Origin of the sequence: Aeromonas dhakensis, from assembly GCF_000820305.1 — a bacterium.
In the GTDB taxonomy this organism is placed as follows: Bacteria; Pseudomonadota; Gammaproteobacteria; order Enterobacterales; family Aeromonadaceae; genus Aeromonas; species Aeromonas dhakensis.
The window spans coordinates 58,346-82,381 of record NZ_CDBH01000069.1; the positions used below are offsets into that span (position 1 = coordinate 58,346).

The 24,036-nt window shown below is 62.0% G+C and carries 20 protein-coding genes and 1 riboswitch; of the genes, 15 read left to right on the forward strand and 5 right to left on the reverse strand.

Features of this window, described 5'->3' with window-relative positions; all coding sequences use genetic code 11:
- Positions 1–13: 13 nt before the first annotated feature.
- The 10 genes from BN1143_RS20280 (at position 14) to mgtE (ending at position 11,782) form a co-directional block, all read left to right on the forward strand.
- Positions 14–742 carry a flagellar hook assembly protein FlgD gene (locus BN1143_RS20280; RefSeq protein WP_017765626.1) on the forward strand — a complete coding sequence of 243 codons (729 nt, stop codon included), beginning with the start codon at positions 14–16 and terminating at the stop codon, positions 740–742.
- Between the two features lie 10 nt (positions 743–752).
- Entirely contained in the window at positions 753–2,087 is a 1,335-nt protein-coding gene (gene flgE / locus BN1143_RS20285) for a flagellar hook protein FlgE (RefSeq protein WP_005302764.1), read from the forward strand.
- Between the two features lie 151 nt (positions 2,088–2,238).
- Positions 2,239–2,985 (forward strand): flagellar basal-body rod protein FlgF, encoded by a 747-nt coding sequence (gene flgF / locus BN1143_RS20290; RefSeq protein ID WP_005302763.1) that lies wholly within the window; start codon positions 2,239–2,241, stop codon positions 2,983–2,985.
- Positions 2,986–2,999: 14 nt separating this feature from the next.
- The gene (gene flgG / locus BN1143_RS20295) at positions 3,000–3,788 is read left to right on the forward strand and encodes a flagellar basal-body rod protein FlgG (protein WP_005302762.1); all 789 of its coding nucleotides are present in this window, start codon (positions 3,000–3,002) and stop codon (positions 3,786–3,788) included.
- Between the two features lie 14 nt (positions 3,789–3,802).
- Positions 3,803–4,474 carry a flagellar basal body L-ring protein FlgH gene (gene flgH / locus BN1143_RS20300; RefSeq protein WP_005302761.1) on the forward strand — a complete coding sequence of 224 codons (672 nt, stop codon included), beginning with the start codon at positions 3,803–3,805 and terminating at the stop codon, positions 4,472–4,474.
- Positions 4,475–4,482: 8 nt separating this feature from the next.
- The gene (locus BN1143_RS20305) at positions 4,483–5,580 is read left to right on the forward strand and encodes a flagellar basal body P-ring protein FlgI (protein ID WP_010633466.1); all 1,098 of its coding nucleotides are present in this window, start codon (positions 4,483–4,485) and stop codon (positions 5,578–5,580) included.
- A gap of 47 nt (positions 5,581–5,627) precedes the next feature.
- Positions 5,628–6,719 (forward strand): flagellar assembly peptidoglycan hydrolase FlgJ, encoded by a 1,092-nt coding sequence (flgJ, locus tag BN1143_RS20310; RefSeq protein WP_017782327.1) that lies wholly within the window; start codon positions 5,628–5,630, stop codon positions 6,717–6,719.
- A gap of 3 nt (positions 6,720–6,722) precedes the next feature.
- Positions 6,723–8,723 carry a FlgK family flagellar hook-associated protein gene (locus BN1143_RS20315; protein WP_042051980.1) on the forward strand — a complete coding sequence of 667 codons (2,001 nt, stop codon included), beginning with the start codon at positions 6,723–6,725 and terminating at the stop codon, positions 8,721–8,723.
- Between the two features lie 4 nt (positions 8,724–8,727).
- Positions 8,728–9,936, forward strand: a complete 1,209-nt coding sequence (flgL, locus tag BN1143_RS20320; protein WP_042051981.1) for a flagellar hook-associated protein FlgL — start codon at positions 8,728–8,730, stop codon at positions 9,934–9,936.
- Between the two features lie 212 nt (positions 9,937–10,148).
- A riboswitch (M-box (ykoK) riboswitch) is annotated at positions 10,149–10,318 on the forward strand.
- Positions 10,319–10,438: 120 nt separating this feature from the next.
- Positions 10,439–11,782 (forward strand): magnesium transporter, encoded by a 1,344-nt coding sequence (gene mgtE / locus BN1143_RS20325; RefSeq protein ID WP_005302756.1) that lies wholly within the window; start codon positions 10,439–10,441, stop codon positions 11,780–11,782.
- Between the two features lie 65 nt (positions 11,783–11,847).
- Here the strand turns inward: mgtE and ppx are convergent, their stop codons facing one another.
- The 3 genes from ppx to BN1143_RS20340 all read right to left on the reverse strand — a co-directional run bounded on the left by ppx (position 11,848) and on the right by BN1143_RS20340 (position 15,985).
- Positions 11,848–13,338: an exopolyphosphatase gene (ppx, locus tag BN1143_RS20330; RefSeq protein ID WP_042051983.1), complete on the reverse strand. Its 1,491-nt coding sequence runs from the start codon at positions 13,336–13,338 to the stop codon at positions 11,848–11,850.
- The gene (gene ppk1 / locus BN1143_RS20335; protein ID WP_005302754.1) at positions 13,328–15,397 is read right to left on the reverse strand and encodes a polyphosphate kinase 1; all 2,070 of its coding nucleotides are present in this window, start codon (positions 15,395–15,397) and stop codon (positions 13,328–13,330) included. The genes ppx and ppk1 overlap by 11 nt, the downstream gene beginning before the upstream one ends.
- A gap of 75 nt (positions 15,398–15,472) precedes the next feature.
- The gene (locus tag BN1143_RS20340; protein WP_005302753.1) at positions 15,473–15,985 is read right to left on the reverse strand and encodes a glycine cleavage system transcriptional repressor; all 513 of its coding nucleotides are present in this window, start codon (positions 15,983–15,985) and stop codon (positions 15,473–15,475) included.
- Positions 15,986–16,195: 210 nt separating this feature from the next.
- On the opposite strand from BN1143_RS20340, the gene BN1143_RS20345 reads away from it, so the two are divergent.
- From BN1143_RS20345 to BN1143_RS20365, 5 genes are all read left to right on the forward strand, one after another.
- On the forward strand, positions 16,196–17,065 hold the full coding sequence (locus tag BN1143_RS20345; protein WP_042051984.1) for a DUF2726 domain-containing protein: 870 nt from the start codon (positions 16,196–16,198) through the stop codon (positions 17,063–17,065).
- A 279-nt stretch (positions 17,066–17,344) separates the two neighbouring features.
- Complete coding sequence (locus tag BN1143_RS20350; RefSeq protein ID WP_005302751.1) at positions 17,345–18,766, forward strand: sigma-54 dependent transcriptional regulator; 1,422 nt, start codon at positions 17,345–17,347, stop codon at positions 18,764–18,766.
- Positions 18,767–18,872: 106 nt separating this feature from the next.
- The gene (locus BN1143_RS20355) at positions 18,873–19,907 is read left to right on the forward strand and encodes a sensor histidine kinase (protein WP_017782332.1); all 1,035 of its coding nucleotides are present in this window, start codon (positions 18,873–18,875) and stop codon (positions 19,905–19,907) included.
- A 76-nt stretch (positions 19,908–19,983) separates the two neighbouring features.
- Positions 19,984–21,327: a sigma-54-dependent transcriptional regulator gene (locus tag BN1143_RS20360; protein ID WP_042051986.1), complete on the forward strand. Its 1,344-nt coding sequence runs from the start codon at positions 19,984–19,986 to the stop codon at positions 21,325–21,327.
- A 147-nt stretch (positions 21,328–21,474) separates the two neighbouring features.
- Positions 21,475–22,236, forward strand: a complete 762-nt coding sequence (locus tag BN1143_RS20365; RefSeq protein ID WP_042051989.1) for a Nif3-like dinuclear metal center hexameric protein — start codon at positions 21,475–21,477, stop codon at positions 22,234–22,236.
- A gap of 114 nt (positions 22,237–22,350) precedes the next feature.
- On the opposite strand, the gene purN is transcribed toward BN1143_RS20365, so the two are convergent.
- Positions 22,351–22,989 (reverse strand): phosphoribosylglycinamide formyltransferase, encoded by a 639-nt coding sequence (gene purN / locus BN1143_RS20370; protein ID WP_042051991.1) that lies wholly within the window; start codon positions 22,987–22,989, stop codon positions 22,351–22,353.
- An 8-nt stretch (positions 22,990–22,997) separates the two neighbouring features.
- A complete protein-coding gene (purM, locus tag BN1143_RS20375; RefSeq protein WP_042051992.1) occupies positions 22,998–24,035 on the reverse strand; it encodes a phosphoribosylformylglycinamidine cyclo-ligase in 1,038 nt (345 codons plus the stop codon).
- Between the last annotated feature and the right edge of the window lies 1 nt (position 24,036).

Sequence of the window (24,036 nt, forward strand, 5' to 3'; positions counted from 1 at the left end):
GGGGGACGCATAAATGGCAGATACAACCAGTGGTGTGAACGGTATTGGCTATACCTCCACCCAGACCACGGGCACGACCACCACTCCGAAGAAGGAGCTGGATCAGGAGTCGTTCCTGAAGCTGCTGACCATGCAGCTCTCCTATCAGGATCCGTTCAAACCGGTGGACAACGCCCAGATGCTTTCCCAGATGACGTCCATGTCGACGTCCCAGGGGATCAGCAGCCTGTCGAACCAGATTGGCAGCCTCAATACCTTGATGACCTCCAGCCAGGCGCTGCAGGCATCGGCACTGGTGGGGCAAAACGTCTTGCTGCAGAGCAACGTCGGCTACCTGGAAAAAGATGGTTCTTTGCCGGGTGTGGTCGCAGTGGGCACAGAAAACAAGTATTCGAACGTCAAGATCACCATCGAAGACGAGAGCGGACAGGTCATCAAGGAGTTTCCGCTGGAAGGTGACCAGAAGGGCAACGTCGAGATTGTATGGGATGGCAAGGACAAGGACGGAAACCCGGCCAAAGAGGGCAAATACACCCTCAAGGCAAACGGTACCGTGGACGGTAAGTCGGAGAGTGTGCCGATCTTTGCCTACGGCAAGGTCGACAGCGTGATCCTGGGTTCGGCAAGCAATCCGACCCAGCTCAATTTGAAAGGCCTCGGTACAACAAGCTTGAACAGTATCTTGCAGATTGCAGGTACGGTGAAAACACCATCAACCACCACGCCAACAGCATCGATCTAAGGAGCTGGATATGTCATTTAACAATGCCTTGAGCGGTGTCAACGCGGCACAAAAAGATCTGAACGTTACCGCCAACAACATTGCCAACGTCAATACCACGGGCTTTAAAGAGTCTCGTGCCGAGTTTGCGGACGTCTACGCCAACTCCATCTTCGTCAATGCCAAGACCCAGGTCGGCAACGGTGTGGCAACGGGAGCGGTGGCGCAGCAGTTCCATCAGGGGGCGCTGCAATTCACCAACAACGCCCTTGATTTGTCCATCCAGGGCAACGGCTTCTTCGTGACGTCGGACGGTCTGACCAACCTGGACCGTACCTTTACCCGGGCTGGTGCCTTCAAGCTGAATGAAAACAGCTATATGGTCAACAATCAGGGCAACTATCTGCAAGGTTATGAAATCAACACGGATGGGACACCGAAGGCGGTCAGCATCAACGCCACCAAGCCGATTCAAATTCCGGATCGGGCGGGCGAGCCCAAAATGACCGAGCTGGTGGAAGCCAGTTTCAACCTGAGTATCGAGTCGAAAACCAAACCGACGTCACCCGCCGCGTTTGATCACACCAACTCCGCCACCTTTGCACACTCAACTTCCGTGACGATTTATGATTCGCTGGGTGCCCCCCACGTGATCACCAAGTATTTTGTCCGCCACGAGGATCCGGCTGCCCCGGGAACACCGCTGACCCCGGGTACCTGGAGCATGTACATGTATGAGGGGGACAAGCCCATCGACATCGCTGGTGGTTCACCCAGCCCGGCCGCAGGTGTCCCCACCGGCGTCCAGATGACGTTTACCTCCGGTGGCAAACTGGATACAGCGCTGACCGTTCCGGCAGATCCGATCAAAACCGTTACGCTTGGTACTGCGGCCGGGATTATCACCAACGGTGCCGACCCCACCCAGACACTGGAGATCCGTCTCGGTGACGTGACGCAATACAGCTCGCCTTTCAACGTCACCAAGCTGACCCAGGATGGCGCCACTGTCGGTAATCTGACCAAGGTGGAGATCACGCCGGACGGCATTGTGTCGGCGACCTACAGCAATGCGACCACGTTGAAGGTTGCCATGGTGGCACTTGCCAAGTTCGCCAACTCGCAAGGATTGACCCAGGTCGGCGATACCTCCTGGCGCCAGTCTCTGCTCTCAGGTGATGCGCTGCCGGGCACCCCCAATTCGGGTACCCTGGGCAGCATCAAGTCCTCTGCGCTGGAGCAGTCCAACGTGGATTTGACCTCCCAGCTGGTCAACCTCATCACGGCGCAGCGCAACTTCCAGGCCAACTCCCGTTCGCTGGAAGTGAACAGCTCCCTGCAGCAGACCATACTGCAGATCCGTTAAGTCTGGTTGCATGCACGACAAGGGGCGCTTCGGCGCCCCTTTTTATTGCCTGTTGTTGGGGGTGATTGCGGCGGTAACTGACAAGCTTGATGGGGATTGGCATTCAAATTGCAGTTCCTCTGTCAGAGTCATCAGTTTGACGGAGGATCCCATGGATCACCTGCTATACATCGCCATGTCCGGGGCCAAGGAGAGCATGAACAGCCTGGCTGTTCGAAGCAACAACCTGGCCAACGCCAACACCACCGGCTTCAAGTCTGACTTCGAGCAGGCGCGCAGCATGCAGGCGTTTGGCGAAGGGCTGCCCACCCGGGTGTTCGCCATGGCGGAGCGGCCGGGGCAGAACCTGCAGCACGGCATGCTGATGACCACGGGTCGGGATCTTGACGTTGCCGTCGACGGCCCGGGCTGGATTGCGGTGCAGGATCCCAAGGGCGGTGAAGCCTATACCCGCATGGGTAACCTGCAGCTCAGTGCCACCGGCAATCTGCAGACTTCCACCGGCCTGAACGTGGTGGACGACGGCGGTCAGCCCATCGTGCTGCCGCTGCCGATGGAGAAGATCGAAATCAACCGGGACGGCACCATCAGCGGCCGGCCGGAGGGGGCCGCCCCCAACCTGCCGGAGGAGTACCAGCGTATCAAGCTGGTCAACCCGGCGGCCGATGCGGTGGAGAAGGGGCAGGATGGCCTGTTCCGTCGCAAGGATGGCCAGAATGAAGCTGCGTCGGCCAATGTGGGCCTCATCGCCGGCTCCCTCGAGGGGAGCAACGTCAACGTGGTCGATGAAATGACCAACCTTATTCGCTTGCAACGTCAGTTCGAAACCCAGGTCAAAATCATGAAGACCGCGGAAGAGAATGACGAGGCCCAAACCCAGCTGCTGCGTATCAGCTAACCAAGGAGTTTTACATGAACCCTGCACTCTGGATCAGCAAGACCGGGTTGGATGCACAGCAGACCAATATCTCGGTTACCTCGAACAACCTGGCGAACGCCAGCACCGTGGGTTACAAAAAATCCCGGGCCATCTTCGAGGATCTGCTCTATCAAAACATCAATCAGCCGGGCGGTCGTTCGTCGGCCGACACCGAGCTCCCCTCCGGCCTGATGCTGGGGGCGGGTGCCAAGGTGGTGGCCACTCAGAAGAACCACAGCCAGGGCAACGTGCAGACCACCGACAACTCGCTGGATCTGATGATAAGCGGCCGCGGCTACTTCGAGATCCAGTTGCCGGACGGCAGCGCCGCCTATACCCGCAACGGCCAGTTCACCCTCAACGATGAAGGGACCATAGTCACGCCGGGCAACGGCTATCCGCTGCAGCCGGAGATCCAGATCCCCGAAAACGCCCAGAGCGTCACCATTGGGGAAGATGGGCAGGTCTCGGTACAGCTCAAGGGGGATGGCGCCTCCCAGGTCATCGGCCAGATCAATACCAGCGACTTCGTCAATGCCTCCGGCTTGCAGCCGATGGGGGAGAACATGTTCGTCGAGACCCAGTCCAGCGGTGCCCCGATTCAGGGGGTGGCCGGCACGGACGGGCTTGGGGTGATCAAGCAGGGGATGCTGGAGACCTCCAACGTCAACGTGACCGAAGAGCTGGTCAACCTGATCCAGGCCCAGCGGGTGTACGAGATGAACTCCAAGGTTCTCTCGGCGGTGGACGGCATGATGTCCTTCCTGATCCAGCGCACATAAGTAGGAGGCGCACCATGAAAGCCATATGGATGCTGGGACTGATGGTATTGGGGGGCTGCAGCAGCACCCCCAATACCCCCAAGCCCGATGATCCCGAGTTTGCCCCCGTTTACGGGGAGTCGGAGCCGGTCTCGGTCAGACCGACCGGGGCGATTTTCCAGCCCGATCAGGTCAACGGCATCTACTCGGACATCAAGGCTCACAAGGTGGGTGACATCATCACCATCGAGCTGGCCGAGTCCACCTCTGCCTCCAAGAAGGCCAATACCCAGAGCGGCAAGGACAACAAGCTGACGATGAACACGGCGATGCTGGGTGGTGTGCCGGTAACGGCCGGCCCCTATGATCTGTCGGCCTCTCTTGGCCAGAATGGCGCTTTCAAGGGGCAGGCCAAGGCGGATCAGAGCAACAGCCTGCAGGGCAACATCTCCGTCAGCGTGGCCAAGGTGCTGCCCAACGGCAACCTGCTGGTGCGCGGCGAGAAGTGGATCATGCTCAACAACGGCAATGAATATATCCGGATCACCGGCATGATCCGCCCCGAGGATGTGACCACGGACAACAGCGTCTCCTCCCAGAAGGTGGCCAATGCCCGCATCCATTACGGTGGTACCGGCGATCTGGCCAACAGCCAGGAACAGGGGTGGCTCACCAGCTTTTTCAATGGTCCCTGGTGGCCGCTCTAGGAGGTGTTATGAAGTCGCTCCGTCTTGTTGCCCTGTTTTGCTGCCTGTTGCCCCTGGGGATGGCTCATGCCTCCCGGATCAAGGACATCAGCTCGGTGGAAGGGGTGCGCAGCAACCAGCTGATCGGCTACGGCCTGGTGGTGGGTCTGCCCGGTACGGGTGAGAAGAGCAACGCCTTCACCGAGCAGACGTTTCGCACCATGCTGAACAACTTCGGCATCAAGGTGCCGGACAACATCAAGCCCAAGATCAAGGACGTGGCGCCGGTGGCCATCCATGCCGATCTGCCCCCTTTTTCCAAACCGGGACAGACCATAGATGTGACCGTATCGGCCATCGGTGAGGCCAAGAGCCTGCGTGGCGGCACCCTGCTGCAAAGCTTCCTGAAAGGGCTGGATGGCCGGGTCTATGCCGTAGCGCAGGGCAGCTTGGTAGTTGGCGGGCTAGGGGCCGAGGGGGCTGACGGCTCCAAGGTGGTGGTCAATACGCCCACCGTCGGCCGCATCGCCAACGGGGCCACCGTGGAGCGGGAGGTTCCGAACTCCTTCAGCCAGGGGGATACCATCACCTTCAACCTGAATCGTCCCGACTTCACCACGGCGCGCCGGCTGGCCGACGTGGTCAATGATCTGGTCGGCCCCAACACCGCGCAGGCACTCGATGCCACCTCGGTCAAGGTCTATGCGCCGCGGGATCCGGGCCAGCGGGTCTCCTATCTCGCCACCATCGAGAACCTGGAGGTGGATCCGGCCACCGAGGCGGCCAAGATCATCGTCAACTCCCGTACCGGCACCATCGTCATCGGCAGCCAGGTGCGGCTCAAGCCGGCGGCCATCAGCCACGGCGGCTTGACGGTCACCATCGCGGAGAATCAGCAGGTGTCCCAGCCCAATCCGCTCTCGGGTGGCCAGACGGCGGTGACGAACAACTCCACCATCAATGTGCAGCAGGAGCAGGGGCGCATGTTCAAGCTGGATACCGGGGCGACCCTGGATGATCTGGTGCGGGCGGTGAACCAGGTCGGGGTGGCACCCGGCGACCTGATGGCGATCCTGGAGGCGCTGCAGCAGGCTGGCGCCATCGAAGGCCAGCTGGTCATACTGTAATCAACAAGCGGCAAGGGGTTGCCACGGGCGGCAATGAGGTAAGCAAAATGGCAGAGTTAGATAACAACGGCGGCGTGAATCTGGGCATGGTACAGGATATCCAGAACCTGGATCGCCTGCGCCAGTTGAGCCAGAGCAAGGAGGGGAAAGCGGATGCGCTGATGGCCGCCTCCCGCCAGTTCGAGTCCATTTTCACCCAGACCCTGTTCCAGAGCATGCGCCAGGCCAACCAGGTGCTGACCCAGGACAGCCCCTTCAACAGCAGCTACACCCAGTTCTACGAAGGGATGCTGGATGAGCAGCGGGTCGCCGACATGTCGAGCAAGGGGGGGATAGGCTTGGCCGCCATGGTGGCCAAGCAGCTCTCGCCGGAGACCTTCACCCATCATGACGGGCGGGTGCTCAAGATGCCCCAGCGTACCGAGCGGGTCTACAAACCCTATCAGCCGCCCACCTCCACCGCCAACGATCTCATCTCTGCCTCAAAAGTTGGCAAAGATTTTGCTGAGAAAGAGATGCAAGGGGATACCCAGCCTCAGACAGCGCTGCACCGTACCCACCGAACCGTACCGCCCATGGGGCCGGCGGCAGAGGCACACGGCATGCGCAGTCACAAGGCGCTGGATGATACCGCGCAGGTGTTCGACTCCCCTGAAGAGTTTGTCGATCGACTGATGCCGCTGGCCAAGAAGGCGGCCGCCAAGCTGGGGTTGAGCCCGGCGGTGCTGGTGGCGCAGGCCGCACTGGAAAGCGGCTGGGGCAAACGGGTGATCAAGAACGGGGAGGGGCAAGTAACCCACAACCTGTTCGGCATCAAGGCCGACCCGCGCTGGGAAGGACCCAAGACGGTGGTCAGCACTCTGGAATACGAGAAAGGAGTGGCGTCGCGCCAGAAGGCCGCGTTTCGCTCTTACGAGTCGTTCGAAGAGAGCTTCAACGACTATGTCGATTTCCTGACATCGGGCTCCCGCTACAAGGGGGCACTGGCCAAGGTGGACAGTCCGGATCGCTATTTCGAAGCCTTGCAACAGGCTGGATACGCTACCGACCCGCACTATGCCAGGAAACTGAAACAGGTATTGCGCAGTGACGCCATTGCCGGCTACTCCGCGACCAACACGACAGAAATGGAGCTGTAAGTCATGGCAAGCGATCTGCTTGGAATTGGTACCTCGGGTGTGATGGCCCAGCAGCGGCTGCTGCAGACCACCAGTAACAACATCGTCAACGTCAATAGCCAGGGCTATGTGCGTGAACGTACCCTGATCTATACCAATGCCAACGGACTCGGCACCGGGGACATGCTGACCGAGCGGGTCATCAACGCCTATGCCCAGGGGGAGGTCAGACGCGACACTTCGGCCTTTTATGCCTCTTCCACCCGTTATCAGCAGCTCGCCAACACCGACACCCTGCTGGGGGACACCAGCAACAGCGTCGGTGCCGCCATCAGCTCCTATTTCGAGGGGTTCCATACCGCCAACGAAGCACCCGCCGACATCTCGGGCCGCAAGACCACCCTGAGCGGGCTGAGTGGCATGGTGAACCGCTTTCATACCCTGTCGGCCCAGCTGGACAAGCAGACCGACACCATCAACACCACCATCGGTGACGAAGCCAAGCGGGTGAACAGCCTGATCAACAGCATCAACGATCTGAACCAGGCCATCATTCGCACCCAGGGCACGCCGGAAGAGAACCTGATGCTGTTCGACCAGCGTGACGAGGCCATTCGCCAGCTCTCCGAGAAGATGGAGATCCGCACCGTGCCGCAGGACAACGGCAGCATGCTGGTCAACATGAGCACCGGTCACTCCCTGGTGCTCAATGGCAGCGTTGCCCAGCTCAATGTGGTGCCGGGCAATCCCGATGCCCGTGAGTCCGAGTTGCAGCTGGTCATGGACCCCAACAAGGTCGCCCTCAATGACAAGGACATAGGCGGCGGGATAGGGGGGCTCTTCTCTGCCCGCAACGATCTGGAGCCGGCCAAGCGCGAGCTGGGTCAGCTGGCGGCCGCCATGGCGGATGCCATGAACCAGCAAAACCGGTTGGGGATGGATCTGGACAACGAGCTCGGGGGGGACCTCTTCTCTCTAGGCACGAGCGATGGCCTGCCCTACAGCCAGAATACCGGCAACGCTACCGCCAAGGTGAGCTTCGTGCCCGGCAAGGGGACGGAAGTGACCACCTTCGACTACGAGGTGCAGTTCAGCAGTGCCACCGGCTACGAGGTGTTCTCGGTGGACAAGGATGGCAACCGCACCTCGCTGGCCACCGGCACCACGCCACCCGCCACCGTGCAGGTGGCGGGGCACGGCATCCAGTTCGATCTCTCCGGCACGCCGGCGGCAGGGGACAGGATCCTGCTGCAACCCACCAAGCGGGCGGCTGCCGGGCTGGACCAGCTGGTGACCCGGGCCGAAGATCTGGCGCTGGCATCGCCGCTCAAGGCGGATAAAGGCAAAAACAACTTCGGTTCGGGCGAGATCAAGCTCACTGGCATCACCAATACCGGCGCCGGTTCCGGCTTTGGCACCAACAGCCTGGATCCGGCCTCACCCCAGGTGGTGAAGATAGATGGCAGCGGCAACTACCAAGTCTATGCCGCGGACGGTACCACCCTGATCGGGGTTGCCCCCGCCGCCAGCAAGGGGCAGAACCTGATGGCGGCCCTAGAGAATCCGCTCGGTGGCCCCAAGGTGTATGCCACTCCGACCCAGACCCCGGGTTATGAGTTCAGCATCACCGGCAAGGTGGAAGCCAATGACAGCTTCACCCTGAGCTACAACACCGACGGCTTTGCCGACAATGCCAACGGCCTGGCGCTGGCCGAACTGCAGAACAAGGATCTGGTGCGCAAGAGCAGCAACGCCGGTACCAGCAACGACAAGATGACCTTCAACGAGGCCTACTCCAGCCTGGTGACCGGGGTGGGCAACACCACCAGCCAGGCCAAGAGCCAGCTCAAGGCCGATGAAACGAAATTGACCCAGAGCAGGGGGATTTTCGAGAGTGTCTCCGGCGTCAGTCTGGAGGAGGAGGCGGCCAACCTGATCCGCTATCAGCAGTCCTATGCCGCCTCCGCCCAGATAGTCAGCACAGCCAAGACCATCTTCGACACCCTGCTGTCATCAGTGAGGTAACCCGATGCGTATCACTACCAACATGGTCTATGACCGCAACATCTCCTCGCTGAACAGTGCCAACGAGCGGCTGAGTACGGCCTATGAGCAACTGATGACGGGGGAGAAGTTCAAGTCGGCGGGGGAGGACCCTTCCGGCATGAGCCAGAAGCTGGCGCTGACCAAGGAGATCGATCTCTTCAAGCAGTACGGGGTCAACGGCAGCCTGCTGGAAAACAGCCTGGGCCACGAGGAGACGGTGCTGACCGCCCTCAATACCGCCATGACCAGCGCCCAGACCCTGATCCAGAAGGCGAACGACTCGGCGGTGGGGTACGAGGATCGCCAGGCCATCGCCAGCGAGCTGGAGGGGCTGCAAAAGCAGATGTTCGACCTGATGAACAGCAAGAACTCCCAGGGCGAATATATCTTCGGCGGCAATCAGAGCAAGACCCAGCCCTTCATTCAGGATGCCAGCGGCAACTACATCTTTCAGGGGGATACCGGCCAGCGCAAGATCCAGGTGTCGCCGACGGTGCAGATTGCCGCCAACGATTCGGGCTTCAACCTGTTCGAAATCGTGCCGACCCGCCGTACCAGCAGCGCGGCCAGCGCCAATATTCAGGTCGGGGTGGCCGATCAGGGCCACTTCGACAGTTTTTACCGCAACAACTATGACCCTTCGCTCGCCAGCAACCAGTACACGGTGAACACCATCGCCGGCACGCCGGATACCTACGAGATCAGGGACGGTGGCGGTACCCTGCTGCAAAGCGGCGACTATGTGGCGGGCAACAAGATCCCCTTCAACGGACTGGAGCTGACCCTGTCGCTGCCGGCGGGGGGCGCGGCGCAGAACTTCGTGCTGGATCCGCCCCAGAACAACAACATCCTGGATGGCATGTCCGATTTCATCACGGCGCTGCGGGATCCCAACATCACGCCGGATACCTTCCAGCTGAAGGTGGCGGATGCCACCGCCCACATGAAGAATGCCCGTTTGAACGTGGATCAGGGGCTGGGGGAGATCGGCGGGCGCATGAACGGGCTGGAGCAGGTGATGGGTTCGAACGAAGGCTTGAGTACCCTCAATCAGCAGGCGAGAGCCAAGGTCTCCGAAGCGGATCTCTACGAGGTGATCGCCACCCTGTCGAAAGAGGATGCGGCCCTGAGCGCCACCCAGCTCTCCTTCAGCAAGATCAGCAAGTTGACCCTGTTCGACTACATCCGCTGAGCTTTTTTCATCGCTTGCGGCCCCGGCTGGCCGCAAGCGATGGTTGCCGTTCCAGCCCCTTTCTTCCGTTTTTTTATCCTCATTCAACTCCCCTTGCCAACCAATTGTAACAAGCTGTTGCCATGGGCCATTTAGCCCCTTGCCCCGGGTTGACTCCTATTGAGCGTTCGATAATCATGCTGCCCGCACAACAGAGGGTTGTGCGACTATTTGCAGCATCTCGTTAGGCGAGGCTCCTGTATAAACACAGGCCACTGATCTCACGACGTCCAGAGACGCCCAAGATCAGGACAGTTTTCATCGGATTAAGGTGTAAACCCAAGTGGCTTCCGGCATGCCGGATACGTTATGCAGTGCTAAAGCTGGTACGTGGGGATGATGACACGCCGGACGGCGTCATTTCCTGCCTATTACTCGTCAATCAAATTGCTGTTTTCTTTCAGACGGCGACGGATCACCGTTCGCGCTCAGGCTTGCCTGAAATCACATGAGGTCATTTGTGATGAAGAAAACACAGACACTACTCAATCGTCACCAACTGCTCGATCTGGCCGCCCTGCAGGGCTGGCTGGAGCACAACCTGGATCCGGTTCAGCGCGCCGATCAACTGCTGACCCTGCGTCCGGAAGAGCTCAACTGCATCTTCGATACCCTGCCCATCAACGAGGGGGCTGCATTGCTCGGCTCGCTGTCGGCTGAGTGTGCCGGCCGGCTGCTGATGCGACTGCATGTCAGCATCGTCAGCCTGTTGCAGGGGGCCATGCCACGGCGCGACATGCTGGCCATTCTGCGCCGCTTGGGCAGCAGTGATCGCACCATGCTGCTTGCCCGCTTCCCGGAGCAGGTACAGTCCACCTTCTACTCCCTGCTCGACTGGCCGACCGAATCGGTGGGCGCCAACATGCGCCACGAGTTTCTGGCCATCGGCGATCAGGAGACGGTGGGCAGTGCCAAGCAGCTGATCCACGATGCCTGGGACAACGCCCAGCTGTTCCAGAACCTCTATGTGGTCAACAACGACAAACGCCTGCTCGGCAGCATCTCGCTCAAATCCCTGCTGATTGCCGACCCGCAACTGCCGGTGAGCGAGCTGATGGACCGGGAGGTGGTGCGCATCAACGCTCGGGCGGATCAGGAGCTGGCCGCCCGCCTGCTGATCGATCGTGACCTCTCGACCCTGCCGGTGGAGGATCAGGGCAAGCTGGTGGGCATCTTCCACGTGGACGATGCAGCCGACATCCTGGAGCTCGAATCCACCGAGGATGCGGAGATGCAGGGTGGCTCCTCGCCGCTCGACACTCCCTATCTGCAGGCGACCCCCTGGCAACTGTGGCGCAAGCGGGTGGGCTGGCTGCTGATCCTGTTCGTGGCCGAAGCCTATACAGGTACCGTGCTGCGGGCGTTTGAAGAGCAGCTGGAGGCCGCCATCGCGCTGGCCTTCTTCATCCCGCTCCTGATCGGCACCGGCGGCAACAGCGGCACCCAGATCACCACCACGATTGTGCGTGCCATGGCGGTGGGGGAGGTGAGCCTGCGCAACCTCGGCACCGTGCTGAAAAAAGAGATCTCCACCGGTCTGCTCATCTCGGCCGCCATCGCCCTGGCGGCCTGGGTGCGGGCCTGGAGCCTGGGGGTTGGCCCCCAGATCGGCATGGTTGTCACCCTGACCATCATCGCCATCGTGCTGTGGAGCGCCACCGTCGCCTCGGTGATCCCCATGGTGCTGCGTCGTTTTCGCATCGACCCGGCGGTGGTGTCCGCCCCCTTCATCGCCACCCTGGTGGACGGCACCGGTCTCATCATCTACTTCGAGATCGCCAAGCTGCTGCTGCCCGAGCTGCAGTAAGTCGCCATCTGAGAAAACGCAAAAGGCAGCCCATGGGCTGCCTTTTTTGCATCCGTCGCCCGCGCTCAGCCGAGCTGGAACAGCAGCGGCCAGCCCTGCTCCTGGCAATAGCGATGCTCCTTTTCCAGATTCTGCATCAGCAATTTGTTCTCCTCGCACCAGTCGAGCGGCAGGGTCACCACCAGCTGGTCGCCTTGCGCCGCGACCTTCCACTCGGGCAGCAGGTTGTCCTGACGCCTGTGGTGGGCGGCCACCGCGAGGCGCAGGATGCGGATGCAGCGCAGCACCGTCTGCTCGTCGTGGTTGGGCAGGGCGGGCAGCTCGGCGAGCTTGAGCCCCTTGCGCTGGAAGCGCACCAGGGCCGCCAGCAGGGCCTGATCGTCCTGGTTGAAGCCGGGCAGATCGGTGTGCTGCAGGATATAGGCTGAGTGGCGGTGGATGCCGCTGTAGTTGATGGCAAGGCCAATCTCGTGCAGCCGCGCCGCCCAGCCGAGGATGGCGCGATAGGGCTCTACCGGCAGTTGCCATGGCACCTGCAGGTCATCAAACAGGGTCAGCACGCTCTGCTCCACCCGGGCGGCCTGCTTTCGGTCCAGCCGGTAGTGGGTGCCGAGAGCCTGGGCGGTGCGCTCGCGAATGTCGTGGTGCTGTAGCCGCTCCTCGAACTCATACAGCAAGCCTTCGCGCAGGGCGCCGTCGGAGTACTCCATCCGCTCGATGGGCAGGGAGGTGAAGAGCCCGATCAGGATGGCGACCGCGGCGGCAAACACCTCCTGGCGCTCTTCGGTGAGGCCGGCCAGCTTGAGATCACCGACCCGCTTGTGGGCCAGCATCTCCCGTTTGAGCTGCTCCAGCCCGGCGAGCGTGATGCTGCCGTCGGTCCAGCCCTCACCCTGCAGCACATCGCGCACGGTGCGGATCGATCCCGAACTGCCGAGGCAGCTCTGCCAGCCCAGCTTGCGGTACTGGTTGATGATGGGGGCGAGCTGGTGTTGAGCCTCCAGCACGGCGCCGTTGAAGGCTTTTTCGCCGAGCTTGCCGTTGGCAAAGAAGCTCTGGGTAAAGCTGACGCAGCCCATCTTGCGGCTGGTGAGCGCCTTGTGTTCGAACCCTTCGCCGATGATGAGCTCGGTGCTGCCGCCGCCGATGTCCACCACCAGCACTTGTCCCTCGATGTGCTGGGTATGGGCGACCCCCTGATAGATGAGACGCGCCTCCTCCTGGCCGCTGATGATCTCGATGGGGTGGTTGAGCACCTTGGCCGCCTCGCTCACAAACTCGCGGGCATTGCTGGCGCGGCGCAACGTGTAGGTACCGGCGATGCGGATCTGATCCGGATTGATGTTGGTGAGCCGCTCGGCAAAGATCGACAGACAGGCGAGGCCGCGAGCCATCGCCTCCGGGCTCATCCGCTTGTGGGCATCCATCCCTTCGGCCAGCCGCACCCGCTCCTTGATGCGATCGACGATGCGAAAGCGCCCCTCGCTGAGATGGGCGATCACCATGTGAAAGCTGTTCGAGCCGAGATCGACGGCGGCGTACAGGCTATTGTCCATTGTTTGACTCTATGCGTTTGAGGTAGTCGTAAATCGCGACCTGGGAGCGAATTTTGCGGCGGTTGCCCCGCTTCACGTATTCGTTCTTCTGGTCGGCATCGATGACCCGCGCCTTGCAGGTGTCACTCAGTTGTAGCTCGAGAATATCCAGGATGCGCTGCTTGAGACGCTCGTCGTAGATGGGGGTACCCACCTCGATGCGACCGTCAATGTTGCGGCTCATCCAGTCGGCGCTGGAGATATAGAGCTGGGGGTTGCCCCGGTTGTGGAACACCATCACCCGCGGATGTTCGAGGAAGCGGTCGATGATGCTGATGACCCGGATGTTGTCGCTAAGACCCGGCACCCCGGGGCGCAGGGCGCACATGCCGCGGATGATCATCTGGATGGGCACCCCGGCCTGGCCGGCGGCATAGAGCCGGTTGATGAGATCCCTGTCCACCAGGTTGTTGATCTTGAGGGTGATGCCGCTTGGCTGCCCCGCCTTGGCGTTGGTGAGCTCGTTGTCGATGAGCCGATAGAGCTGGCGCCGGCTGTTGATGGGGGAGACCAGCAGGTGGTTGAACTTGTAGCGCCGGTAGGGATATTCGATGTATTCAAACACGCTCTCCACCTCGGCGGTGATGTCCGGGTGGCGGGTCAGCAGGGAGAAGTCGGTGTAGATCTTGGCGGTCTTCTCGTTGAAGTTGCCGGTGCCGATGTGGGCGTAACGCACCGCCTCGCCATGTTCGTGGCGGGTGATGAGGCAGAGCTTGGAGTGGATCTTGAGGCTCGGCACCCCGAACACCACCTTGACCCCCGCATTGGTCAGGATATTGGCCCAGTCGATGTTGGCCGCCTCGTCGAAGCGGGCGCGCAGCTCCACCACCACGGTCACCTTCTTGCCGTTGTTGGCGGCGTCGATGAGGGAGTGGATGATGCGCGACTTCTTGGCCACCCGGTAGATATTGATGCGAATGGCGCTCACCGCCGGATCGAAGGCCGCCTGGCGCACCAGCTCGGTGAAGTGGTGGAACTTGTGGTACGGGTAGTAGAGCAGTATGTCCTGCTTGGTGATGGCGTCGAAGGCGTTGACGAAACCGTCGAAGTCGCGGCAATCGAGCGCCGGCAGCTTGGGGTTCTCCAGATAGTCCCGACCCACGTTGGGGAAGCCGATGAAATCCTTGAAGTTGTGGTAGCGCCCGCCCGGCATGATGGCGTCGTAGGAGCTGATCTGCAGCTTGAGCTTCAAGAAGCTTATCATGGCCGCCGGCATCTCCCGCTCGTAGACGAAGCGCACCGGCATGGCGGTGAGGCGCTGTTTCAAGCCATCACTCATCTTGTCCACCAGGCTGAGGTCGAGCTGGTCGGAGAGGTCATACTCGGCATCCCGGGTCAGCTTGACCGCGTAGGCGGCAATCTCGTCGTAATCGAAGAAGCCCTTGAAGATCTCGTCCAGACAGAAGCGGATGACGTTGTCCAGGATGATGATCTGCTTCTTGCGGCGGGTGCCCTCCGGCGGCAGCTGGAAGAAGCGGGGCAGATCGTCGGTCGGCACCTCCACCAAGGCGTACTGGATCACCTGGCCGTTCTTCTTCATCTCGATGGCGAGATAGGTGTACTCGTCTTTCAGGAATTTGACCGGGTTGACCTCCTTGTTGAGCAGGATCGGGATGATGTGGCGCAGCACCTTCTCCTTGAAGAAGACCCGCAGCCACTGCTGGATGGATTCGGAGAGCTGGTTCTCGTTGACCAGAAAGATGTTGTGGCGGGCCAGCGCGATCAGCAGCTCCTTGTAGGTGTTGTCGAACGCCTCGCCGAGCGCCATCACCTTCTGCTGGATGGCCCGCAGCAACACCTTGGCCTCGTCGTCGCCGCCGTGCACCTCGTTGATCAGGATGCGGCGCTTGACGTCCGACACCCGTACCTTGAAGAACTCGTCCTGGTTGGAGGAGAAGATCCCCAGAAAACGGACCCGCTCGATGAGCGGGACCGTCTTGTCCATCGCCTCTTGCAACACCCGTTCATTGAATGAGAGCCAACTCAGCTCCTTCTCTTCATACTGCTTGTCGGTGCTCATGTGATGCCTCTGTGGTCAGGTCGCGTCTGCGCGGCAGTTATGGCGTGGAAATATGACAGATTGATGACCATCCGCTCAGTCGATGAAGGCCTGGTCGATGTCGACCACCAGATCGTCGGAGAGGGACTCCAGCGCACTGATGAGATCCCCCAGTTCGAGCCGGGGCGGCAGCGCCACCAGGGCGTGGGCGTAGAAGAGCGGGGCGCCGGAATGGGGGGCGGGCTCGCAGCCGGTGGTGAGGTCGGCCACGTTGACGTTGAGCTGGCGCAAGATGCTGGCCACCTCGTGGACGATGCCGGCCCGGTCGTTGCCGGTGACGCTGACCATCACCTGCCGCTCCGGCTCCTGGCTGAGCTGGCCTTCGGCGAAGCTGACGGTGAGGCCGGGCAGCATCGCCAGCGCCTCGCACAGGCTGCGGTAGTGCTCGTCAGGCACGCTCACGTGCAGGATGCCGGCAAACTGTCCCGCCAGCTCGCTCATGGAGCTGGCCAGCCAGTTGCCCTGCTGGTGGCTGATGACGTCCGCCAGACTCTCGACGATACCGGGCTTGTCTGCGCCGATCACGGTCACGACCAATTGCTTTTGCATCCTGCTCTCCTTGGAATTGGGTTTCTCCAGCATTGTGCCTGCTGTCACAGGCCATATGAAGCCCCGCCGGCAGCAAAAATGGCGAAAAAGCGCGGCGAAGAGGGGGCTGACGCCATTTCTGCACTGCCTGCGCCCGCAGCTGCGTGGTAGAGTGATGCCCCTGTTTTGTATTGTGAAACTAGCTGGCTCTGGTGAGCGGGATGTGCGCGTATGAATAGCCTTGTCGTATCGGGATTGGTGTTGTTGGTGCTGCTTCTGCTGGCGATCTTCTGGAGCAGGGGCAAGAAGGGCAAGGCGCTGCCCTATGAGCTGCAGGAGACCCTGTTCAGCCCGGCGGAGCGCTCCTTCCTCGGTGTGCTGGATCTGGCGGTGGGCGACCAGGCTCGGGTCTTTGCCAAGGTGCGGGTGGCCGATGTGCTGACGCCGGAGGCGGGGATGGGCAAGAGCAAGTGGCAGCAGGCTTTCAACAAGATCAGCGCCAAGCACGTGGACTATCTGCTCTGCCACCCCTCGGATCTCTCCTTCATCTGCGCCATCGAGCTCGATGACAGCTCCCACCGCCATCAGAAGCGCAAGGCGCGGGATAGCTTCCTCAAGGCCGCCTTTGACAGTGCCGGTCTGCCGCTGCTGCAGATCCCGGCTAGCAGCCACTATCAGGTCGAGGAGCTGCGCGAACAGATCCTGCCGCTGCTGAACCGCAGCACGGATCTGCCGCAAGAGGATCTGCTGCCGGGCGAGCGCCGCGAACCCACCTTCAGCCCTCTGCAGCTGGACAGGGTCGAGGTGGAAGAGCCCCTCCATGGTGGCCGAGCCCCGGCTGTGGCCCCCATCAAGGCCATCGTATCGCCACGCAGTGCGCCGCTGCCGGCGGCCGACGCCGAGCTGGTGGACAATCTGTTTGCCGAGGTGGAAGAGGACGAAGACGAGGCTCCCCATCAAGTGCCGCACTGCCCCCGTTGCGATGCGCCGTTGGTGGAGCGGGAAGCCAAGAAGGGACCCCATGCCGGCCGCCTGTTCCTGGCCTGCAGCCGCTTCCCCGAGTGCCGTTACGCCGCGCCCCACACTCACGCCCGCCATTGACCATCCTGCCTGCTTGCGGCCCGCTACGGGCCGCAAGCAGGCGCTCTCGCTCCTGTTCCTCTCATCCTCTTGTTTGCCTGCGGCCTGCCCGCGTTACCCAAAAAAAGTGTCGACAAAATTTATCTTGTGACGCCGTTGGGTCGATAAACTTAGGTGAAATGCGACAAATTTTGACAATGCGTCGGAATTTTGGCACTTTGTGCATCCTGCATAAAGTGCGTGGCTTGACCACATAAGCACAATAAAACAATAAGTTACGTCGAGAATAGAGGGATGGATATGATGGCAATGGGAGTGTTGATTGTTGACGCCGATGCGCAGCGGCGCCAACAGTTGGGGACAGTTCTCTCGTTCATGGGGATCCCCTGGCAGGAGGTTGCCGAGGGTGATCTGGAGGTTGCCATCGAGTCATCCGGCCCGCTGCAGGGGGTACTGACCGGTGCCCTCAATGGCCGGCCGCTGGGCGAGCTGCTGACCGGTTTTCCCCGGGTGCCTTTCCTGTCGCTGGTGGAAGCCGACTTCCCCAACAGCAACTTCATCGGGGTGGCCGAGTCCCCCTTCACCTACGAATCCCTGACCCGCCACCTCCATTTTTGCCAGGCCTTCGTCTCCCTCCATCCCCGTCAGCAGACTCACGACAAGGGGCAGGCGCTGCTGCGCCTGCTGGTGGGCAAGGGCAAGGGGATCCAGGAGGTGCGCCGGCTCATCAGCCAGGTGGCCGAGACCGATGCCAACGTGTTGATCCTCGGCGAATCGGGTACCGGCAAAGAGGTGGTGGCGCGCGCCATCCATGAACTCTCGGCCCGAAGCGCGGGCCCCTTCGTGCCCATCAACTGCGGCGCCATCCCGGCCGAGCTGCTCGAGAGCGAGCTGTTCGGCCACGAGAAGGGGGCCTTCACCGGCGCCATCGCCGCCCGGCGCGGTCGCTTCGAACTGGCCCAGGGGGGCACCCTGTTTCTCGACGAGATCGGCGACATGCCGCTGCCGATGCAGGTCAAGCTGCTGCGGGTGCTGCAGGAGCGGATGTTTGATCGGGTCGGCGGTGGCAAGCCCATTCAGGCGGACGTGCGCATCATCGCCGCCACCCACCGGGATCTGGAGGCGATGATCCGCACCCAGGTCTTCCGTGAAGATCTCTACTATCGCCTCAACGTCTTCCCCATCGAGACCCCGCCGCTGCGGGATCGGGCCGACGACATCCCGCTGTTGCTGCAGGAGCTGCTCAATCGCCACGCCGAGCTGCACCAGGGGATGATCCGCCTGACCCAGCGCGCCATGGAGTCCCTGATGCAGTACCCCTGGCCGGGCAACGTGCGCGAGCTCTCCAACCTGCTGGAGCGGCTGCTCATCCTCTACCCGCAGCAGATCGTCGATGTGGCCGACTTGCCGAGCCGCTATCGGCTGCTGCCCTGCGAGCCGCGGGACGAGCGGCTGACCGAGATGGACGAGCGCGATGCACTGGCCGCCGTGTTCCAGGATCCACCCGAGCTGGATCTGCCCGCCAGCCATGCCCGCGCCATGCAGCTGCCGGAGGAGGGGGTCAACCTCAAGGAGATGCTGGCCGACCTGGAAGTGGAGCTGATCCGCCAGGCGCTGGAGTCCCAGGACGGGGTGGTGGCCCGCGCTGCCGACCTGCTCGGCATGCGCCGTACCACCTTGGTGGAGAAGATGAAAAAATACGGGATGAGCAAGGAAGCATAAGGGTCAAAGCCTTGACGCCCAGCTTCAAGGCTTTGATTTTATATGTAAATTTTAGTGGCATGGAAATTGAATAAGCTGACTCAGTCGCCAGTTTGAGGTCAGCTTTATGACAGCCCAGCCGCAAGAAACCCCGCTCCAGTCTCACGAGGTGAGCCAGCTTTACGCCATCTTCACGGCGCTGCCCACCGGTGTCTTGCTGCTCGACGGCGAGGGCCGGATCACCCGGGCCAATCCGGCCGCCAAGGCGCTGCTGGGGGAGCCGCTGGAAGGGCAGGCCTGGCGCCAGATCATCGACCGCTGCTTTCAGCCCCGCGAGGATGACGGCCACGAGATCTCCCTGCGCGATGGGCGCCGGGTGCAGCTGTCGACCCAGCCGCTGCCGGATCAGCCGGGCCAGCTGGTGTTCATCAACGATCTGACCGAAACCCGCCAGCTGCAAGATCGCATCAACCACATGAAGCGGCTGTCGGCCCTTGGCAACATGGCTGCCTCGCTGGCCCACCAGATCCGCACGCCGCTCTCCGCCGCCATGCTCTATGCCGCCAACCTGGCCAACCGCACCCTCAAGCCCGAATCCCGCAGCCAGTTCCAGCAAAAGCTGATGGCACGCCTGCAGGATCTCGAGAAGCAGATCAACGACATCCTGCTGTTTGCCCGCAACGGTGACAACCAGGTGGTGACCCCCACCTCGGTACAGGGACTGCTGGCCGAGGTGCAGGCGGGGGCCGAAGCCTTCTGCGCCCAGCAGGGCTGCGAGCTGCACATGGAGGCGCCGGAGCCTGATCTCTGCCTGCTGGCCAACAACAGTGCGCTGGCGGGAGCCGTCAACAACCTCATCGCCAACGCCCAGCAGGCGGGGGCAACCTCCTTGCTGGTGAGCGCGGTGCGCAGCGGCGCCCGGGTGGAGCTGCGCATCCTCGACAACGGCAAAGGGATGCCCGCCCACCTGCTGAGCCAGATCTTCGAACCCTTCTTTACCACCCGATCCCAGGGCACCGGCCTTGGGCTGGCGGTGGTGCAATCCGTCGTCCGTGCCCATCAGGGGGAGGTCAGCGTGGCCTCGGTCCCTGGCGAGGGCACCTGTTTTACCCTGTCGTTCCCCCTGCATCAGCAGGCGGTGCCGCTCGGAGGTGTCGCATGAGCCACGTTGAGCGTCAGCGCCATCCGGCAGGGATCAATATCAATGCGGCCAGGCTGGCTGTGGTGGGAGGTGTAGCATGACTCAGGCCCGGATCCTGGTAGTGGAAGATGACAATGGCCTGCGCGAAGCGCTGATGGATACCCTGTTGCTCGGCGGCTATGAGTGCCGCGAGGTGGACAGCGGCGAGCGGGCCCTGCTGGCCCTGTCGCGCCAGAGCTTCGACATGGTGATCTCGGATATCCAGATGGGGGGGATGGACGGCCTGACCCTGCTGGCCAATATCCGCCAGCAATATCCCCAGGTGCCGGTGCTCCTGATGACCGCCTACGCCAATATTGACGGCGCGGTGCGGGCCATGCGCGAAGGGGCCATCGATTACCTGGCCAAGCCCTTCTCCCCCGAGGTGCTGCTCAATCAGGTCAGCCGCTATGTGCCGGCCCAGAAGGTGGAGAAACGGGCCGTGGTCTACGGCGATCCCAAGACTGCCGAGCTGTTCCAGCTGGCGACCCGGGTGGCCAGAAGCGAGGCCACCGTGATGGTGACCGGTCCGAGCGGGACTGGCAAGGAGGTGCTGGCCCGCTACATCCACGACAACTCCAGCCGCGCCGAACAGACCTTCGTCGCCATCAACTGCGCCGCCATTCCGGAAAACATGCTGGAGGCAACCCTGTTCGGCTACGAGAAGGGGGCCTTTACCGGTGCGGTGCAGGGCTGCCCCGGCAAGTTCGAACAGGCCCAGGGGGGGACCCTGCTGCTCGACGAGATCACCGAGATGGATCTGGGGCTGCAGGCCAAGCTGCTGCGGGTGCTGCAGGAGAAAGAGGTGGAGCGGCTCGGCAGTCGCAAGCTGATCCCGCTCGATGTGAGGGTCATCGCCACCAGCAACCGGGATCTGAAAAAAGCGGTGCAGGATGGCCTGTTTCGCGAGGATCTCTACTATCGCCTCAATGTCTTCCCGCTGCGCTGGACGGCGCTATGGGAGCGCCCCGGCGACATACTGCCGCTGGCGGAACACCTGCTGGCGCTGCATGCCGGTCAGCAGGGACTGCCGACGCCGCAACTGACGGAGGCGGCCCGTGAGCGGCTGCTGGCTCACCCCTGGCCCGGCAACGTGCGCGAGCTCGACAACGTGGTGCAGCGCGCCCTCATTCTGAGCCCCGACGGCCTCATCGGCTGCGAGCACCTCATTCTGGAAGAGGTGGAGGAAGAAGAGATCCGCCTGGTCAGCAACGAGCGCAGCAGCGGCAGCGAACACCTGGGCAGCGAGCTCAAGCAGCAGGAGCACCAGATCATTCTCGACACCCTGCAGGATTGCAACGGCAGCCGCAAGGCGGTGGCCGACCGGCTCGGCATCAGCCCGCGCACCCTGCGCTACAAGCTGGCCCAGATGCGCGAGGCGGGGATCGACCTGCCGGCCTGAGGCCATTCCGGGCCCGACCAGGGGCCGCAGTGCGGGAGGCATCATGGTCTTGCCGGCCCGCCTCGATTATCATGGGGCCTCGGCGTTATGAGCCCGATTCCTGCCTGTATCGCAGCACAGGGGTCGGCGCCTTTATAAGGGACCCCTATGATCTCTCATCGAAAACTGGAAAGCGTACTCAACCATCTGCTCGAACCCCACGCCATCAAGGATTACTGCCCCAATGGCCTGCAGGTGGAGGGGCGTGAGCGCATTCGCAAGGTGGTGACCGGCGTGACCGCCAGTCAGGCTCTGATCGACGCGGCCGTGGCTGCCGGGGCCGATGCCATCCTGGTCCATCACGGTTACTTCTGGAGCGGCGAGCCTGCCCAGATCACCGGCATGAAACAGCGCCGCATCAAGAGCCTGCTGACCCACGACATCAACCTGTTTGCCTATCACCTGCCGCTGGACGTGCACCCCGAGGTGGGCAACAACGCCCAGCTGGCCCAGTTGCTGGGCATCAAGGTGCGCCGTGGCCTCGAGCCCTGGAACAGCAAGAGCGTCGCCATGGTGGGCAAGCTGGAAGAGCCCATGAGCGGCGCCGATTTTGCCAAGCTGATTGCCGAGCGCCTCGGCCGTGAACCGCTCCATTGTGGCGACAGCGGCCCCGAGCTCATTCGCTCGGTGGCCTGGTGCACCGGTGGCGGTCAGAGCTACATCAATCTGGCGGCGGAGCAGGGCATCGATGCCTTCATCTCCGGCGAAGCCTCCGAGCAGACCATCCACACCGCCCGCGAGATGGGGATGCACTTCTACGCTGCCGGTCACCACGCCACCGAGCGTTACGGTGTCAAGGCGCTGGGGGAGTGGCTGGCGACGGTGCACGGGCTGGATGTCACCTTTATCGATATCGACAATCCGGTGTAGGGCCGATTAGCCGCGCAGCGGCGTCATCGGACGTGATGACAACCATTGCGCTGGTCGATGGAAATGACAAGGGAGGCCTAAGCCTCCCTTGTTGTGTCTTACTGCTGCTAGCGGTTACTCGCTGGCATAGCCTGCCAGGCCAAGCTGCTTGCCATCGAGGAAGGCAGACCCTTCTCGCATCTGCAAGCGCCCTTCACAGAACCACTGCACCACCAGCGGGTAGATGCTGTGCTCCTGCACCTGCACCCGGGCCGCCACCTCCTCGGCCGTGTCCCCTTCGAAGATGGGAACGCGCGCCTGCAGGATCACCGGGCCGCCGTCGAGCTCTTCGGTGACGAAGTGGACGCTGGCGCCGTGTTCGTCGTCACCGGCGTCGATGGCGCGCTGATGGGTATGCAGCCCTTGGTACTTGGGCAGCAGGGAGGGGTGGATGTTGACCATCCGCCCGGCAAAGTGCCGCACCAGGTCGGCACTCAGGATCCGCATAAAGCCGGCCAGCACCACCAGGTCGGGCTGATAGTCGTTCATCAGCACCAGCAGGGCAGCGTCATACTCCTCCCGACTGGAAAACTGCTGCTGGGCGAGGATGGTGGTGGCCACCCCCGCCTCTTTGGCGCGCACCAGCCCGTAGGCATCGGCCTTGTTGCTGATGACGCCGACCACCTGACCGGCAATCTTGCCGTCGGCGCAACTCTCGAGAATGGTCTGCAGGTTGCTGCCGTTGCCGGAGATAAGGACCAGGATGCGTTTCATAGGGGAGGTCATTTGATGACGACCTGCTCCTCGCCATCGGCCGCCTTGGCGATGTGGCCGATATGCCAGGCGTTCTCGCCTTCCGCCTTGAGCAGGGTCAGCGCTTTTTCAAGCTGATCCGCCGGCAGGGCGATGATCATGCCGACGCCGCAGTTGAAGGTGCGGTACATCTCGTGGCGGGTGACGTTGCCAGCTTCTTGCAGCCAGCTGAACACCGCCGGCCACTGCCAGCTCTGCTCGTCGATCACCGCCTGGGTGTTGGCAGGCAGCACGCGCGGGATGTTCTCCCAGAAACCGCCGCCGGTGATGTGGGAGAGGGCGTGGATCTCGCACTCCTTGATGAGCTTGAGCACGGGTTTCACGTAGATGCGGGTTGGCTCCAGCAGGGCATTGGCCAGGGTGGTATCACCCAGTGGCTGCTGCACGTCGGCCTTGGAGACTTCCAGGATCTTGCGAATGAGGGAGAAGCCGTTGGAGTGGGGGCCGCTGGCGGCCAGGGCGATCAGGGCATCCCCTTCGCCGACCTTGCTGCCGTCGATGATCTCGCTCTTCTCCACCACACCGACGCAGAAACCGGCGATGTCGTAGTCTTCCCCTTCATACATGCCCGGCATCTCGGCAGTTTCGCCGCCCACCAGGGCGCAGCCGGACTGCTCGCAGCCGGCACCGATGCCGGTGACCACGGCCGCGGCGGTGTCCACGTCCAGCTTGCCGGTGGCATAGTAATCGAGGAAGAAGAGGGGCTCGGCGCCTTGCACGATCAGGTCATTGACGCACATGGCCACCAGATCGATGCCCACGGTGTCGTGCTTCTTCAGGTCGATGGCGAGGCGCAGCTTGGTGCCCACCCCGTCGGTGCCGGAGACCAGCACCGGCTCCTTGTAGCCCGCAGGGATTTGACACAAGGCCCCAAAGCCGCCAAGACCACCAAGGACTTCAGGACGACGAGTGCGCTTTGACACGCCCTTGATACGTTCAACCAGTGCATTGCCGGCATCGATATCCACGCCAGCATCCTTGTAGCTCAGTGAGGTTTTGTCAGTCACG

Excerpts from the sequence above, each read along its gene's own strand:
- BN1143_RS20340 (WP_005302753.1), bottom strand. The coding sequence starts at position 15,985 with ATGCAAAAGCAATTGGTCGTGACCGTGATCGGCGCAGACAAGCCCGGT.
- flgH (WP_005302761.1), top strand. The coding sequence starts at position 3,803 with ATGAAAGCCATATGGATGCTGGGACTGATGGTATTGGGGGGCTGCAGC.
- mgtE (WP_005302756.1), top strand. The coding sequence starts at position 10,439 with ATGAAGAAAACACAGACACTACTCAATCGTCACCAACTGCTCGATCTG.
- purN (WP_042051991.1), bottom strand. The coding sequence starts at position 22,989 with ATGAAACGCATCCTGGTCCTTATCTCCGGCAACGGCAGCAACCTGCAG.
- flgG (WP_005302762.1), top strand. The coding sequence starts at position 3,000 with ATGAACCCTGCACTCTGGATCAGCAAGACCGGGTTGGATGCACAGCAG.
- BN1143_RS20360 (WP_042051986.1), top strand. The coding sequence starts at position 19,984 with ATGACTCAGGCCCGGATCCTGGTAGTGGAAGATGACAATGGCCTGCGC.
- BN1143_RS20365 (WP_042051989.1), top strand. The coding sequence starts at position 21,475 with ATGATCTCTCATCGAAAACTGGAAAGCGTACTCAACCATCTGCTCGAA.
- flgL (WP_042051981.1), top strand. The coding sequence starts at position 8,728 with ATGCGTATCACTACCAACATGGTCTATGACCGCAACATCTCCTCGCTG.
- flgE (WP_005302764.1), top strand. The coding sequence starts at position 753 with ATGTCATTTAACAATGCCTTGAGCGGTGTCAACGCGGCACAAAAAGAT.
- BN1143_RS20280 (WP_017765626.1), top strand. The coding sequence starts at position 14 with ATGGCAGATACAACCAGTGGTGTGAACGGTATTGGCTATACCTCCACC.
- ppk1 (WP_005302754.1), bottom strand. The coding sequence starts at position 15,397 with ATGAGCACCGACAAGCAGTATGAAGAGAAGGAGCTGAGTTGGCTCTCA.
- BN1143_RS20315 (WP_042051980.1), top strand. The coding sequence starts at position 6,723 with ATGGCAAGCGATCTGCTTGGAATTGGTACCTCGGGTGTGATGGCCCAG.
- BN1143_RS20345 (WP_042051984.1), top strand. The coding sequence starts at position 16,196 with ATGAATAGCCTTGTCGTATCGGGATTGGTGTTGTTGGTGCTGCTTCTG.
- ppx (WP_042051983.1), bottom strand. The coding sequence starts at position 13,338 with ATGGACAATAGCCTGTACGCCGCCGTCGATCTCGGCTCGAACAGCTTT.
- BN1143_RS20355 (WP_017782332.1), top strand. The coding sequence starts at position 18,873 with ATGACAGCCCAGCCGCAAGAAACCCCGCTCCAGTCTCACGAGGTGAGC.
- BN1143_RS20350 (WP_005302751.1), top strand. The coding sequence starts at position 17,345 with ATGATGGCAATGGGAGTGTTGATTGTTGACGCCGATGCGCAGCGGCGC.
- flgJ (WP_017782327.1), top strand. The coding sequence starts at position 5,628 with ATGGCAGAGTTAGATAACAACGGCGGCGTGAATCTGGGCATGGTACAG.
- flgF (WP_005302763.1), top strand. The coding sequence starts at position 2,239 with ATGGATCACCTGCTATACATCGCCATGTCCGGGGCCAAGGAGAGCATG.
- BN1143_RS20305 (WP_010633466.1), top strand. The coding sequence starts at position 4,483 with ATGAAGTCGCTCCGTCTTGTTGCCCTGTTTTGCTGCCTGTTGCCCCTG.